General features: G+C 46.1%; 13 protein-coding genes. 6 read left to right on the top strand and 7 right to left on the bottom strand.

What is annotated here, in order from left to right:
• Positions 1–588 (top strand): GNAT family N-acetyltransferase, encoded by a 588-nt coding sequence (locus tag V7R55_RS12510; protein WP_334059757.1) that lies wholly within the window; start codon positions 1–3, stop codon positions 586–588.
• Positions 589–680: 92 nt separating this feature from the next.
• On the opposite strand, the gene V7R55_RS12505 is transcribed toward V7R55_RS12510, so the two are convergent.
• Complete coding sequence (locus tag V7R55_RS12505) at positions 681–1,907, bottom strand: polysaccharide deacetylase family protein (RefSeq protein ID WP_334059756.1); 1,227 nt, start codon at positions 1,905–1,907, stop codon at positions 681–683.
• Between the two features lie 133 nt (positions 1,908–2,040).
• Here V7R55_RS12505 and V7R55_RS12500 point away from each other — a divergent pair, with 133 nt between their 5' ends.
• Complete coding sequence (locus V7R55_RS12500) at positions 2,041–3,387, top strand: MATE family efflux transporter (protein WP_334059755.1); 1,347 nt, start codon at positions 2,041–2,043, stop codon at positions 3,385–3,387.
• 54 nt (positions 3,388–3,441) lie between these two features.
• Here the strand turns inward: V7R55_RS12500 and V7R55_RS12495 are convergent, their stop codons facing one another.
• The 5 genes from V7R55_RS12495 to nfuA form a co-directional block, all read right to left on the bottom strand.
• Positions 3,442–4,128: a class I SAM-dependent methyltransferase gene (locus tag V7R55_RS12495; RefSeq protein WP_334059754.1), complete on the bottom strand. Its 687-nt coding sequence runs from the start codon at positions 4,126–4,128 to the stop codon at positions 3,442–3,444.
• A gap of 193 nt (positions 4,129–4,321) precedes the next feature.
• A complete protein-coding gene (locus V7R55_RS12490; protein WP_334059753.1) occupies positions 4,322–4,705 on the bottom strand; it encodes a VOC family protein in 384 nt (127 codons plus the stop codon).
• A gap of 73 nt (positions 4,706–4,778) precedes the next feature.
• Positions 4,779–5,486, bottom strand: a complete 708-nt coding sequence (locus V7R55_RS12485; RefSeq protein WP_334059752.1) for an aspartate/glutamate racemase family protein — start codon at positions 5,484–5,486, stop codon at positions 4,779–4,781.
• Positions 5,487–5,690: 204 nt separating this feature from the next.
• Complete coding sequence (locus tag V7R55_RS12480) at positions 5,691–5,921, bottom strand: hypothetical protein (protein ID WP_334059751.1); 231 nt, start codon at positions 5,919–5,921, stop codon at positions 5,691–5,693.
• 45 nt (positions 5,922–5,966) lie between these two features.
• On the bottom strand, positions 5,967–6,545 hold the full coding sequence (nfuA, locus tag V7R55_RS12475) for a Fe-S biogenesis protein NfuA (protein ID WP_334059750.1): 579 nt from the start codon (positions 6,543–6,545) through the stop codon (positions 5,967–5,969).
• 161 nt (positions 6,546–6,706) lie between these two features.
• Here nfuA and V7R55_RS12470 point away from each other — a divergent pair, with 161 nt between their 5' ends.
• The gene (locus V7R55_RS12470; protein ID WP_334059749.1) at positions 6,707–9,364 is read left to right on the top strand and encodes a M14 family zinc carboxypeptidase; all 2,658 of its coding nucleotides are present in this window, start codon (positions 6,707–6,709) and stop codon (positions 9,362–9,364) included.
• Between the two features lie 67 nt (positions 9,365–9,431).
• On the opposite strand, the gene V7R55_RS12465 is transcribed toward V7R55_RS12470, so the two are convergent.
• A complete protein-coding gene (locus V7R55_RS12465) occupies positions 9,432–10,145 on the bottom strand; it encodes a ComF family protein (RefSeq protein WP_334059748.1) in 714 nt (237 codons plus the stop codon).
• Positions 10,146–10,244: 99 nt separating this feature from the next.
• On the opposite strand from V7R55_RS12465, the gene bioH reads away from it, so the two are divergent.
• From bioH to V7R55_RS12450, 3 genes are all read left to right on the top strand, one after another.
• Complete coding sequence (bioH, locus tag V7R55_RS12460) at positions 10,245–11,054, top strand: pimeloyl-ACP methyl ester esterase BioH (protein ID WP_334059747.1); 810 nt, start codon at positions 10,245–10,247, stop codon at positions 11,052–11,054.
• Positions 11,055–11,229: 175 nt separating this feature from the next.
• On the top strand, positions 11,230–11,547 hold the full coding sequence (locus V7R55_RS12455) for a hypothetical protein (protein ID WP_334059746.1): 318 nt from the start codon (positions 11,230–11,232) through the stop codon (positions 11,545–11,547).
• Positions 11,548–11,561: 14 nt separating this feature from the next.
• On the top strand, positions 11,562–12,512 hold the full coding sequence (locus V7R55_RS12450; RefSeq protein ID WP_334059745.1) for a putative metalloprotease CJM1_0395 family protein: 951 nt from the start codon (positions 11,562–11,564) through the stop codon (positions 12,510–12,512).
• The last annotated feature ends 2 nt before the right edge of the window (positions 12,513–12,514 follow it).

Raw genomic sequence — 12,514 nt, 5'->3', positions numbered from 1 at the left:
ATGGAAATAGAAATTAGGCAAGGTTTGGCATCTGATGCCGCGCAAACTACGCCGCTCATATTAAATGCGGCACAGTCATTATTAACGTCTATTTTTGGACATAATAAAAATAAAACGGCCGATGGTTATCTCTCTCATGCTTGGGAATTGGGTGGCGGTCAGTATGGCTTCAATAATCATTGGGTGGCATGCACTGGAGACGAAGTGTTAGGTGTGGTGACTGCCTGGCATAGTAAACTAGGTGCAGCGTTTGATAGGGCAACCCTAGACAGTATAACGTCATACTTTACGCTTGATGAAGCTATGACAGTACTCATGCGTAACCAAACAGTAGCGGTGAACCTTACGCCCCCCACCAATACAGAGCTTATGATTGGTCATCTCTCGGTAGAAGAGAGTGCTCGCCGTACGGGGGTAGGCTCAATGTTGATAGACGCGATGCACGAACGAGCGAAAAAGTTAAATAAACGTAAGCTTGTGCTTGATGTTGAAGTATCAAACGTGTCTGCCATTCGTTTTTATCAACACCATGAGTTTGAAGAAGAGTCGATAAATAAAGGCTTTATACGCTTTGCCCGCAAAGTGTAGGTAAACGTTTTCTTATATAAGCGCGAGTTCATTGATGAGAACTCGCGCGAGCCCTACATCAGACTAATTCCGTTTCAACATTTCTAATTTGCTTAGTCAGGATAATTGCCACTTTCATCTGCTACAAAGAAAGGCACAGAGTACCAATAATAGCGACCAGCTTGTTTATTGGATGGTGCTGTGCAGTTCACCCGTGAGCGACCTACGGGAAGCGTCTTATTTAAGGCGAATGTAAGCACATTACCTTCAAGACTGGTTGAGATGGTATTGCCCCCGAAAAAACAATTAACCTGAGAAAGGCGCACATCTTTACTGTCTATCGTCAAGCTTATAGGTGAAGACAAGGTCCGTGTCGTCATGCGAGGGTTTTCGTGTGAACTGTGTGTTACTGGCATTGCCAGACTGTTTAGTTTGGTCTTAAGCGTTGCTAGATTAGCGTAAGGGCCTGCTGCTGGAAACCGTGGAAGGGCCTGCATGTCGCTACTTGGGCCTACAGCCCCAGAGTGTTGGCCGAACCCAATATAACCTTCAGTTTCGAGCTTATTGGCAAGCGCTGTATTGTATTCCCCAAAGGGGTACGCTAAATATTTAAGGCTTATATTTAGCTTGGCTTCTATCTTCTTTTCAGCACTTTCTACGTTTTCCCACACTTTTTCCAGCCATGCGGGCTCGCCCATCGCTTGCTCACCGTTTAGCATGTGAAGATGATCTAGCGTGTGATTGGCAAAAACAACACCATCGTTATGCATTGCCGTCACTTGCTCCCATGTCAGTTGCTTCGGGCCTACGCCAATTTCATCAGGGTTGATAAAAACCGTGTACGGGAAGCCCAAGTCTGCCAGTATTGGGTGAGCATTGTGTAAGATATTCGCGTAACCATCGTCAAAGGTGATTGCAACTGCTTTCTCTGGCAGTGTTTTGTTGTGTTGTATGGCTGAAACAACGTCTTGAAGCGACACCACGGTGTGATGTGCATGCAAGTATTCCATATGAGATTTAAATGCTTCAGGTGAAATGCTGGTACTCGCTGGTGTAGATGAAGACACATGGTGATAAAGCAAGATAGCGGCGTTGGGCGCAGTGTTTATACTCGTCTTGCTAATTTCATCGCCCTGTTCTTTCGTATTGGATGCTCTACTCAGTGCAGAGTATTCGCCCGAATCTGATGCAAAGCTAGACGCGCTCAATAATACACTGCAAAAGCCCATCAACATTGAGGATAAAAGCTTCAAACCCGTGGATGGCTTTGTTCTTTTTTGAATTAGATTGTTGTTTTTCATATCATCATCCACTGAGTGCCTGATCAAATTCAATAGCATGGTAAACTCCCAAATAAAAGCGACTTGCCCAACGTGATACTTAAGCAAGCAAGTACGCTTTTTACTTATGCTGCTGCATAGGCTGCATAGGCTGCATAGTATATAGCGAAACTTACCCTTTTTGAGATCATTTATGTCCCGTGCCCAAGTAACTCAGCGCTCCTTTTTTGACGATCATACTCGTCTGTTAGCGTTAGCGCTTCCCATGATCTTAGCGAACATTACTACGCCGCTTTTAGGCTTAGTGGATACCGCGGTCTTGGGCCATATGTCGTTACCTGCAATGCTTGCTGGGGCCTCAGTAGGCGCACTTATATTAACGCAAATATACTGGGTGTGTGGGTTTCTTCGCATGTCTTCAACAGGTTTGAGTGCACAAGCGAAAGGCTCACCCAATAATACGTTAGAATCTGCCAAAGTATTGTGGCAAACGGTGGCTGTGGCATTTTTGTTGGGTGCAGTAGTACTTGTTCTGCAATCACCCATTCTTTCTTTAGGATTAACCTTAACTCAACCTAATGACGAAGTAGCTCTGCACCTTCAAAGCTACTTTTCTGTGCGCGTATGGGGCGCGCCTGCTGCAATGCTTAACCTTGCGTTAGTAGGGTGGCTGGTGGGGCAGCAAAAAACGCGCAGCGTAATGACTATTCAAATTGTGGGAAATTTACTGAACGCTGCACTTGATGTGGTATTTGTATTTGCTCTGAATATGTCAGTAGCTGGCGTGGCATTAGCCAGTGTGATAGCTGAATATACTATGGCCATAGTGGCGCTTATTGTGGCATTTAAACACGTTGGCGGTGTTGCGGTTAGTGCGTCTTGGTTTAATCGGGCGGCCCGCAAGGTGCTAATGAAGTTAAACGGCGATATGTTACTACGTAATCTTGCACTGCAAGGCTGCCTAGCATTCCTCACTATTCAAGGGGCCCGTTACGGTGAAACGTCGGCGGCAGTCAACGCTATACTTATGCAGTTCTTTGTTTTAATTGCATTGGGGCTTGATGGCATTGCCTATGGTGTTGAAGCACTGGTGGGGGAAGCTAAAGGGGCGTCTGACAGCGGTGAAATAAAGCGACGCACCTATCAAGGACTAGCCTGGTCGAGCGTTTTTGCTCTTATTTATAGCGTGATATTTTTCGCAGGTGGTGAGGCTATTATTACGTTGCTTACTGAGCATGGTGACATTGTAGACGCTGCGCTACCTTATCTTAGTCTTATGGTGTTACTTCCTTTATTAGCCCACTGGTGCTTTTTATACGACGGCGTGTTTGTTGGTCTTACCCGAGCAAGCGCGATGAGAAATACCATGATAATAAGTGCGTTAGGTGTGTATTTCCCTGTTTGGTACCTTACGCAAGACCAAGGTAACGTTAGCTTGTGGTATGCTTTACTTGCCTTTTTACTTGCTCGCGGCGTGACATTGGCTTGGAGTTTTTATCGATTAGATAAGTGTAGTGAGTTAGCCTCATCAAAAAGCTAATTCCACCGCGCTTTTATTTAGCGCTTATTTACCTGAATTTTGCCCAGCCTTCCTCTACTCAACACGCTTTTGCACAATGATAATGGTGTGAAGCTCTGGGTGTTGGTCGAACTCAACATGACGAACAAAGCATCCCGCATCCATTAATAATGCTATGTATCCATGCAGCCCGAGAGAGGCATAATAAACTTCAGGGCCCATCACTTTGTTTGTGTGCTCTCCACTTTCTGTTGTGCCCCCACAGCTAAAAAGTAACACGCCATCGTCGACTAAGTGATCCACCAGTTTTTTTAGCAAAGGTGCTTGTTGCGCTAAGGGAATATGCCAAAAGCTATCCCATGCGCTAATGAACGAATAGTGCTTAGTTAATGTGAATGTGCAAACGTCGGCGCAATAGAAGGTGTGGGCAGGTAACTGCGACTTAGCTATAGCCAGCATATCGTTAGAAACATCGATGCCTTCGTACGTTAGCCCATTACTTTCGATAATGGGAACAAAGCGATTTGTACAGCCGCAACCAATGTCTAGTGCGTAGCCGTATTCCTGTGTTTTTCTTTTACTGTGCGCATCTCCCTCATTAGGCGCTCTACTATGCACTCTATCCTGCTCTGATTGTGGGGTGTGTGGCAGAAATGACAGGGCTTTTTGATAGGCAGTTATGCCATTTTTTTGATTAAACTCGGGTCGAGTCCAGCGGTGAGTTATGGTGTCGTAGGCCTTGCCAGTTTCTTCAGGAGTCATATGCTATCTGTTAGCTGAAATTTTACTACTTTAAGGTTAATTCATCTAACCAAAATGTATAGTGGGAAGTGCATGCCGGGAGGGGAAAGACGCTACCTGCCTTGGTCATAAACTGCCAACAGATAACGCCCATACTTTTTCGCATTATTTCAGCCTATTAGGCCGCTCAATATAAAATCAGGTACGATGCGTTCTATTTTCTTACTATGTGCGTAGCGCAGAGTTTATTACCTGAAGGATCTCGCAGGTAAGCGAGGTATAATTGGCGTTCGCCATTTCCCCGGATGCCTGGTGGGTCTTCACATGGAACTCCCCCATTCTCGCTTCCAACTTTATGCCATTCATCTACAATGTCCGGTGTACGGGCTGCAAGACCAAAGGTTGTTCCATTACCGTGTGTCGCTTCCTCGCCATTAATCGGCTTAGTTAGGGCTAAAATACCTTTGGGCGTGTAGTAAAACACGCGGCCATATTCATCAAAAACGCCTGGCTCGTAACCCAATACCCCTAAAATAGCGTCATAGAATTTCTTAGACGCCTCAAGGTCGTTTGCACCTAACATCACGTGGCTAAACATAGTTGTGTCCTCTGAAAAAGTAGGGGTAACCCCTTTTATCAAATTAGGTTATTCGCGCCCTGCTTTAGTGTCTTTATTGCGCTAAAGCGAAGTTCACCGCAGCTGAAGCATGGATAGCTGTAGTGTCGTATAACCTAACCTTGGTATGCTGTTGTTGCACTAATAACGCAATTTCTGTGCAGCCTAGAATAATGCCTTCAGCACCCTCAGCCGCTAGCGCGTTAATTACTTCAATATACGCCTCACGAGAATCAACACAAATCACGCCCTTGCATAATTGTTCATAAATAATGTTATGAATTGTGTCTCGTTGTTGTGCATTTGGAATAACAACCTCAATATCAAAAGCCTCTTCAAGACGGGATGTATAAAAGGTTTGCTCCATGGTAAATCGCGTACCCAGCAGCCCGACCTTTTTAACTCTGTTTTGCTGCAATACACGGCCCGTGGCGTCGGCAATGTGAATAAGCGGAATGGTAATATTTTGCTCGATATGAGCGGCCACTTTGTGCATGGTATTGGTACAAATTAATATTGCTTTTGCACCTGCTGCCTCTAAATGCTTTGCCTCATGAATTAAAATATCGGCAGTTTTATCCCATTCGCCTTTATGTTGAAGCTGCTCTATGTAAGCGAAATCAACGCTGCTTATTATCATCGGGGCACTGTGCAGGCCGCCAAGCTGTGCGTTGACGCCGCGATTTATAGCTTGGTAATAACTGACCGTAGACTCCCAACTCATACCGCCAAGCAGACCTAGCTTCTTTAGTTTGTTTTCCACGATTTGGCTTCCTTTTTCAAACACTAAGCACAAACGCTAAGTTACAGACAAAATGCGTCCGCTACTAGTGGCAGGAAGTTGGCAAGTCATACAAAAAACAAATTATAACGATGTTATGTTTTGGTGGCATAAACAGGTGCCCTTGCGCTTTCTGAATATTTTAATACTAAAAAGTGTTTGGAATTAAGTAGATAAGTTCAATGACTAGAACTTAGGCGGCGGCTTCTTATTTTTGATGAACGAGAAACGCTGAATGAAAATGCCCCAGTAACCTAACATGGCAATAGCAAAGCCAAGAAATAGCACTAAAAGGCTTAGGTAGCGCAGCGCGACATGAAGTTCGCTAAGAGTAAATAACAGCAAGACGCCGACAACGAAAATAGCTAAGCCTATTTTGAATCGTTGCCAGCTCTTGAGTGGATCTTGCGTCAGCATAGGGACAGCATGGTAAAGTGCACCTAAATGAGCGCAGTATTGCGCTTAGTAGTAAGAGTGCTCACCAGCTTGGTGTTCAGTTGCATCGCGCACGCCTTTAAGCTCGCCAGCAAACTGTTCAATCATTTGCTTCTCTATACCTTCTTTAAGCGTCACGTCTACCATTGAGCAGCCATTACAGCCACCGCCAAATTGAAGAATAGCGTAGCCATCTTCAGTTAACTCGGTCAGTACAACATTACCCCCGTGGCTAGCAAGCTGCGGGTTGATTTCTGACTCGATCATATAGTTGATTCGCTCAACCAAAGGGGCATCGTCAGCCACTTTACGGGCTTTAGCATTAGGCGCTTTGAGCGTTAATTGAGACCCCATTTGATCGGTAACATAGTCAATCTCCGCTTCATCAAGGTACGGCGCACTTTCTTCGTCCACCACGGCATCAAAACCGTTAAACGGAAGGCGAGTATCCGTCTCTTCCACAGCATCTGGCGGACAATAGGACACGCCACACTCAGCTGACGAGGTGCCTGGGTTTACGACGAATACACGAATATTCGTGCCAGACTCTTGTTTACTCAACAGTTTTACGAAGTGAGCCTGGGCTTCTTCTGATATAGTTATCATCAGCAAGTCCTACATATTTTGAAAATTTGAATTATTGTATCAAATTTACCTGAGTAAAACAGTCAGGTATTAATTAAATAAATTATTCCAGTGAATCGAATTTGTTAAGAGCGACGTACTTCGGTATTACTCTCAACCATAACAACAAGACGGGAAGCGCTATGTTAGCGAAACTTAAAAACTCCGCCAAAAATAACCCATTATCACTTACAGTATTGTTGGCGCTTGGCACCATCGGCTTTGGGGCGACAACCAGCCAGCAAGCATTGGCACAGCCAGCCTTATCATCAGTGGTTACTATTACCCCTGATAAAGGCGGGCAGCCAGTTACAGCATACTTACCAAATACCGTATCCTACAACCCAGCTATTCCTACGCCTGAATCTGTACTTGGTGCCAGCATTGGTGAGTGGCACGTACGTCACGACCAAGTCGTCAACTATATGCAGCTTCTTGCCGAGAAGTCTGACCGCATCACTATCGAAGAAACCGGTCGTACCCACGAAAATCGCCCGCTTTTGTTGATGACAATCACCGCATCTTCAAATAGAAACAATGTTGAAGCCATGAGGCAGCAGCATATTGATGCCATGGAAAGTGGCAAAAAAGTAGGTAGCGACGCGCCCTTGATTTTTTATATGGGTTACAGTATTCACGGTAACGAGCCTTCCGGTACCAATGCCTCCCTTGCGCTGGCTTATTACTTAGCCGCCGCTGAAGGTGAAGAAATCGATGCCTTGTTGAACAACAATATTGTGCTGTTTGATCCGTCTTTCAACCCCGATGGACTCTCTCGTTTTGCTCAGTGGGCAAATATGCATAAGGGCAAGCAGTTAGTTTCTGATAGCCGACACCGTGAACATGACGAGGGTTGGCCGTCAGGACGAACCAATCACTACTGGTTCGATCTCAATCGCGACTGGTTATTGCTGGCGCACCCAGAGTCGCAGGCGCGTATTAAACAGTTTCATAAATGGCGGCCTCATATTCTGACCGATTTTCATGAAATGGGCACAGACAGTACCTATTTCTTTCAGCCCGGCGTACGCTCGCGCAAAAACCCGCTAACGCCGGACGAGAACGTTACCTTAACTGAAGCGCTAGCGCATTACCACGCGGCTGCATTTGACGAACAGGGCGAGCTGTATTTCACCGAAGAAGCATTCGACGACTTCTACGCTGGAAAAGGGTCTACCTATCCAGATTTACACGGCAGTGTAGGTATTCTGTTTGAGCAAGCCAGCTCGCGGGGCCACCTTCAAGACTCTATAAATGGCAAGCTTGCTTTTAAAGACACCATAGCTAATCAAATTACCACATCTCTTAGTACCTTTAGGGGCGCATTGGCAAATAAGGCTGCGATCCTTGATTACCAGTCGGGCTTTGTGAAGAGTACGCAGTCTTTGGCTAAGCAAGACGCACAGGCTGGATTTGTGGTAAGTGCATCGAATGATACCGCTCGGTTTAACGCATTTATCGCATTACTTGAGCAGCACCACATTGAATATGAAGTGCTTACAAAGAACTTTGACGTAAGCAAGGTTAGTTACGAAGCTGGAAAGGCGATATTTGTTCCTACAAGCCAACCGCAATACCGTCTAGTAAAGTCAATTTTTTCTACGCAAACCTCATTTGAAAATAACACCTTCTATGACGTTTCAACGTGGAATTTGGCTCTGGCCTTTAACTTGGATTACGCGCCTTTAGACAAAGGCGATGTGCGAAGCCTTACGCTAAGTGACAATACTTCTTTGGCACAAATAGCACTTAATGATATTCATGAAGACGCTTATGCCTATGCGTTTTCATGGCAGCATTACTATGCGCCTGCCATGCTTCAAACCTTGCTGGAAGCCGGTGTGAAAGTGCGCAGTAGTGAAAAAGCGTTTTCCGCTATTAAATACGATGGCAAAAATGTAGACCTACAGCCCGGTAGTATTGTGGTGCCTAAAGGTTTGGGGCAGCCCGAAAACTTAGCAGCCATTTTTAGCAAAGCGCAACAACAACTTCAGGTACCTGTGTTTAGCTTGCGTAGTGGGTTAACGCCGACAGGTAACGATTTAGGCAGCCGGAGTATGGCGCCCGTGGGCTTACCGCAGGTATTAATTGTAGGTGGTGAAGGGACAAGTGAATACGAAGTGGGAGAAATGTGGCACTACTTCGATACAAAAGTCGGCTTGTCTGCAAGCATCGTAGAGCAACAACATTTACTACGTGCGCTTAATGACCCTAGCATTGCATACACTCACATTCTATTTCCAAGTGGTCGCTATAGCTTTACAGAAAATGACAGAGCAAGAATTGAAGACTGGGTGAAGGCCGGTGGCGTGATCGTAGGCCAAAAATCTGCACTGCGTTACTTTGCTAAACACAAGTGGCTAGATGCGGAGGTTGTCAGTAGAGAGACCATAGATAATGCTTTTGATGAAAGCGATTTAAGCTACGAAGATGGTTCCTCGCTCTATGCTAAAAAGCTTGTGGCAGGTGCTGTATTTGAAGCCGATATTGATAATACTCATCCGCTTTTTTACGGCTACAGCGATGACACGCTACCTATGTTTAAAACGAACAATATGATCGTTGAAGCAAGTAGTTCGCCGTTCGTCACGCCAGCACGCTACACCGACGAACCACTCGTAGCAGGGTTTAGTGATAAAAGAATGGTTGCGCTAATGGCTGAGTCAACTGCGGTGACGACTCAGAAGATGGGGCGTGGAGTTGTCATTGGTTTTACCGACAACACGCAGTTTAGAGGCTACTGGTACGGCACGAACAAAATGCTGGCCAATGCAATTTACCAGTCGCACTTTATCCGCTAAATCAGTTTATAAGGCGCGGTGAATGCCGCGCCATAAAAGCGCATCTTTTCGTATTCTTCTTCGAGCATCATGCCCTTTGATATAAGCTGCTTTTTGGAGGCGGCGTGAATGCCGCCGCCCAAACTTGTATTTGAATTTTGGGGTAGCGCTGCTTAAGTCTTTTACTTAGTGTGTTCACTGTCACGCCTGTGGTGAGCACGTCATCTACAATCGCAACGGTAAAATCGCTGCCATCTTTATCACATTGCGCTGCCGCTATTTCGTCGTCGATACACTGTTTCGATAGACTAAATACACGGTTTGCGTTCTCTGCTCTGGCTAGCTTTGATAAGTGATGCTGCACACTAAAGCCTTTGCGGCTAGCCCACGCTTGATTAATGGGTATATCTAGTTCGCAGCTAAAGCCGTCACACAAAAGCGTAGCTTGGTTGTAGTGCCGCTTTGCAAGCCGCCATGCACTAATTGGAACCGGAAGCAATACATCTGGCACTGGTAGAGTGCACTGTCGCTTTTTATGGACAAACCAGTTACTTAATACTTTCCCTGCCGTCAGTGAATGCGTAAACTTCAACTGGTGAACCAGCGATGACATGGGCCATGTGTGGAGTCCCAGCACGGATAGTGCGTCGTAGTGGCTATGCTTGACGTGGCCCGCCACAGGGCCGTATTGAAGTAGGTTACTCCCATGTAATGGGGCTTCGAAAAAAAACATGTCATCTTCACACCAGTGACATACTGGCGTAGGACTTGCCTGATAACATAGCAAGCATGAAAGGTTCATAGTGTTGATTCCATCAACTTCCTTGAATTGTCGAACGTCGACCTGTTTTCATCATTTCGTGTTTTTTCAAAAAGCACGTGTCTGCCTAAGGAGGTGTAAATGGAAATTTTGCATACAAACGGCGAGCTTGTCACCCGTACTCAGGGTACAGGCGTAGATGTAGTATTTCTTCATGGGTGGGGTATGAACAGCGGGGCGTTCACATCCTTTATTCCATATCTTAGTGATAATTTTCGCGTTACTACCATTGACCTTCCTGGGTTTGGCGAAAACGCGGGAATCGTGCCCTCACCTTACAATGTAGAATCACTTGCCCAAGCTGTTGTAGATAAACTGCCAGAGCAGTGTGTCTTGGTCGGATGGTCATTAGGGGGATTAGTAGCCCAAAAGCTCGCGTTATTAGCACCAGAAAAGCTCACAGGACTGGTTACCATTGCTTCAACGCCTCGTTTTATAGCCGGACCATGCTGGCCGGGCATTGCGGGTGACTTACTTACTATGTTTGAAACGCAGCTGGAGAAGAATTACCAAAAAACACTGGAACGATTTTTGGCAATTCAGGCTATGGGCAGTGAAACGGCTAAGCAAGATATTAAGTCAATTAGAGAGCAGGTTACGCAGTTTCCAGAACCTGCAGAGGAAGCGCTTAAAAAAGGGCTACGAATACTCTCTACAGAGGACATGCGACAAGATGTAGGGCGAATAACTACGCCTACATTACGATTGTATGGCAGATTAGACAGTTTGGTGCCTACAAGCGGTATAGACCGAATTTGCGAACTGCATCCGCAGGCGGATACGGTGGTGCTGCCACACGCTTCTCACGCCCCGTTCATTTCTCATCCTCAGCAAACCGCCGATATTCTATTTCGCTTTGCAGCAGGTATTTACCAACAGAAAGCGTCTTGAACTAGCGTCTCAACAGGCTTCAAACCTATCTAAATTGGTGGTTTGAAGCTTTTTCTTTCGTCACAGCCAAATAAAAGTCGCCAGCTAACAATAAGTTAATGGCAGTGCCTGATACACGCCTTTCCATTTGTGTGAAATTGGTCAATAATTACACATGAGAGGTTAGAGGTAGTGTATGACAAGTGTTGATGGTTTAGGTGTAGGCTCTGCATTTGCAGCGGCTCAATATGGATTACAAAGTGCAAGCGATGGCGTATCGCAGGCAGCGGCTAATATTGCTCAGCGGACGGCTGAAGATGCTGTTGCTCCCGCTCAACCTACTGTGGCTACCAGCGAAACAAACAACACTTCTTCTAACTCAGCTTCTAGCACTACCCGTTTAACCGACGATTTAATTGCGCTAAATGTAAACGAGCGCAATGCCCAAGCTTCCGCCAAAGTTTTAGGGGTGGCCGACGAGATGCTTGGAACTATCATTGACGTATTGGCTTAGGTGGAGCTGCTACGGTGAATATTGTAACGCCAATCCTTACCGCCATTGCTTATCCCACGGCGAATGTAAATACAGAATCTGCCCGCAGAGATAACGTGCAGCGGGAAACTATTCCCCAAGCGTCAGATTCCCAGCAAGGTGCTTCTCAAAAAGGTTTAGGTTCTGAAACTGATAAGGCTAAAAGCCCGGGTCAGCCGCCAGCTCCTGTCACCTATGAACGTCCTCAAATACAAACCGAGCTTCAAGCGGCTTTCCAAAACGTGTTTGGACAAGAAAAAGACAATGCTCAGGACGAGAGTGCCGGTAAGCAAGACGCGAAAGACAGGCAGCAAGCGCAACAAGAAAAGCAAGAAGCCGCGGAAATTGAACAGCTAAAAGCCCGTGATCAGGAAGTAAGAGTTCACGAACAGGCGCATGCGGCAACAGGTGGACAGTACGCTGGTGCACCGCGCTATGAATACACTACAGGCCCAGATAACAAGCGCTATGTCACCGATGGCGAGGTGTCTATCGATGTTTCGGAAGAAAAAACACCAGAAGAAACCCTGCAAAAAATGGAGCAGGTGCGCGCCGCAGCGCTCGCTCCAGCTGAGCCTTCCTCACAAGATTTAAAAGTAGCCGCAGAGGCCTCTCAAAAAGCCACAGAGGCACGAAGCGAGATTGCCAAAGCACAAGCTGAGAACCTATCAGCAGGGGAAACCGCAACAGCGCAGACTTCAACTGATAGTGTTAATAAAGCTTCAGGTATTGAATCTATCACTGAGTCCGAAATTGGTATAAGCCCTGCGACAGGGACGGCTGCAGACGAAGTGTTGGACGTTGCGTCTAACACCGCAAACGCTATACCTTCGCAAGGTTTAGAGGCTAACGCGGCTGACGCCATGCAAACAAGAATAGGCCGCATTCAAAACGCCTATTTGCAAGCCTATACTCCGTCAAGAGAAGGCTTATCGCTGCAAGCATGATA

Source organism: Alteromonas sp. S005 (assembly GCF_036864475.1).
Taxonomy (GTDB): domain Bacteria; phylum Pseudomonadota; class Gammaproteobacteria; order Enterobacterales; family Alteromonadaceae; genus Alteromonas.
This window is presented reverse-complemented; position numbering and strand designations above follow the sequence as displayed.

Excerpts from the sequence above, each read along its gene's own strand:
- V7R55_RS12510 (WP_334059757.1), top strand. The coding sequence starts at position 1 with ATGGAAATAGAAATTAGGCAAGGTTTGGCATCTGATGCCGCGCAAACT.
- V7R55_RS12505 (WP_334059756.1), bottom strand. The coding sequence starts at position 1,907 with ATGCTATTGAATTTGATCAGGCACTCAGTGGATGATGATATGAAAAAC.
- V7R55_RS12500 (WP_334059755.1), top strand. The coding sequence starts at position 2,041 with ATGTCCCGTGCCCAAGTAACTCAGCGCTCCTTTTTTGACGATCATACT.
- V7R55_RS12495 (WP_334059754.1), bottom strand. The coding sequence starts at position 4,128 with ATGACTCCTGAAGAAACTGGCAAGGCCTACGACACCATAACTCACCGC.
- V7R55_RS12490 (WP_334059753.1), bottom strand. The coding sequence starts at position 4,705 with ATGTTTAGCCACGTGATGTTAGGTGCAAACGACCTTGAGGCGTCTAAG.
- V7R55_RS12480 (WP_334059751.1), bottom strand. The coding sequence starts at position 5,921 with ATGCTGACGCAAGATCCACTCAAGAGCTGGCAACGATTCAAAATAGGC.
- nfuA (WP_334059750.1), bottom strand. The coding sequence starts at position 6,545 with ATGATAACTATATCAGAAGAAGCCCAGGCTCACTTCGTAAAACTGTTG.
- V7R55_RS12470 (WP_334059749.1), top strand. The coding sequence starts at position 6,707 with ATGTTAGCGAAACTTAAAAACTCCGCCAAAAATAACCCATTATCACTT.
- V7R55_RS12465 (WP_334059748.1), bottom strand. The coding sequence starts at position 10,145 with ATGAACCTTTCATGCTTGCTATGTTATCAGGCAAGTCCTACGCCAGTA.
- bioH (WP_334059747.1), top strand. The coding sequence starts at position 10,245 with ATGGAAATTTTGCATACAAACGGCGAGCTTGTCACCCGTACTCAGGGT.
- V7R55_RS12455 (WP_334059746.1), top strand. The coding sequence starts at position 11,230 with ATGACAAGTGTTGATGGTTTAGGTGTAGGCTCTGCATTTGCAGCGGCT.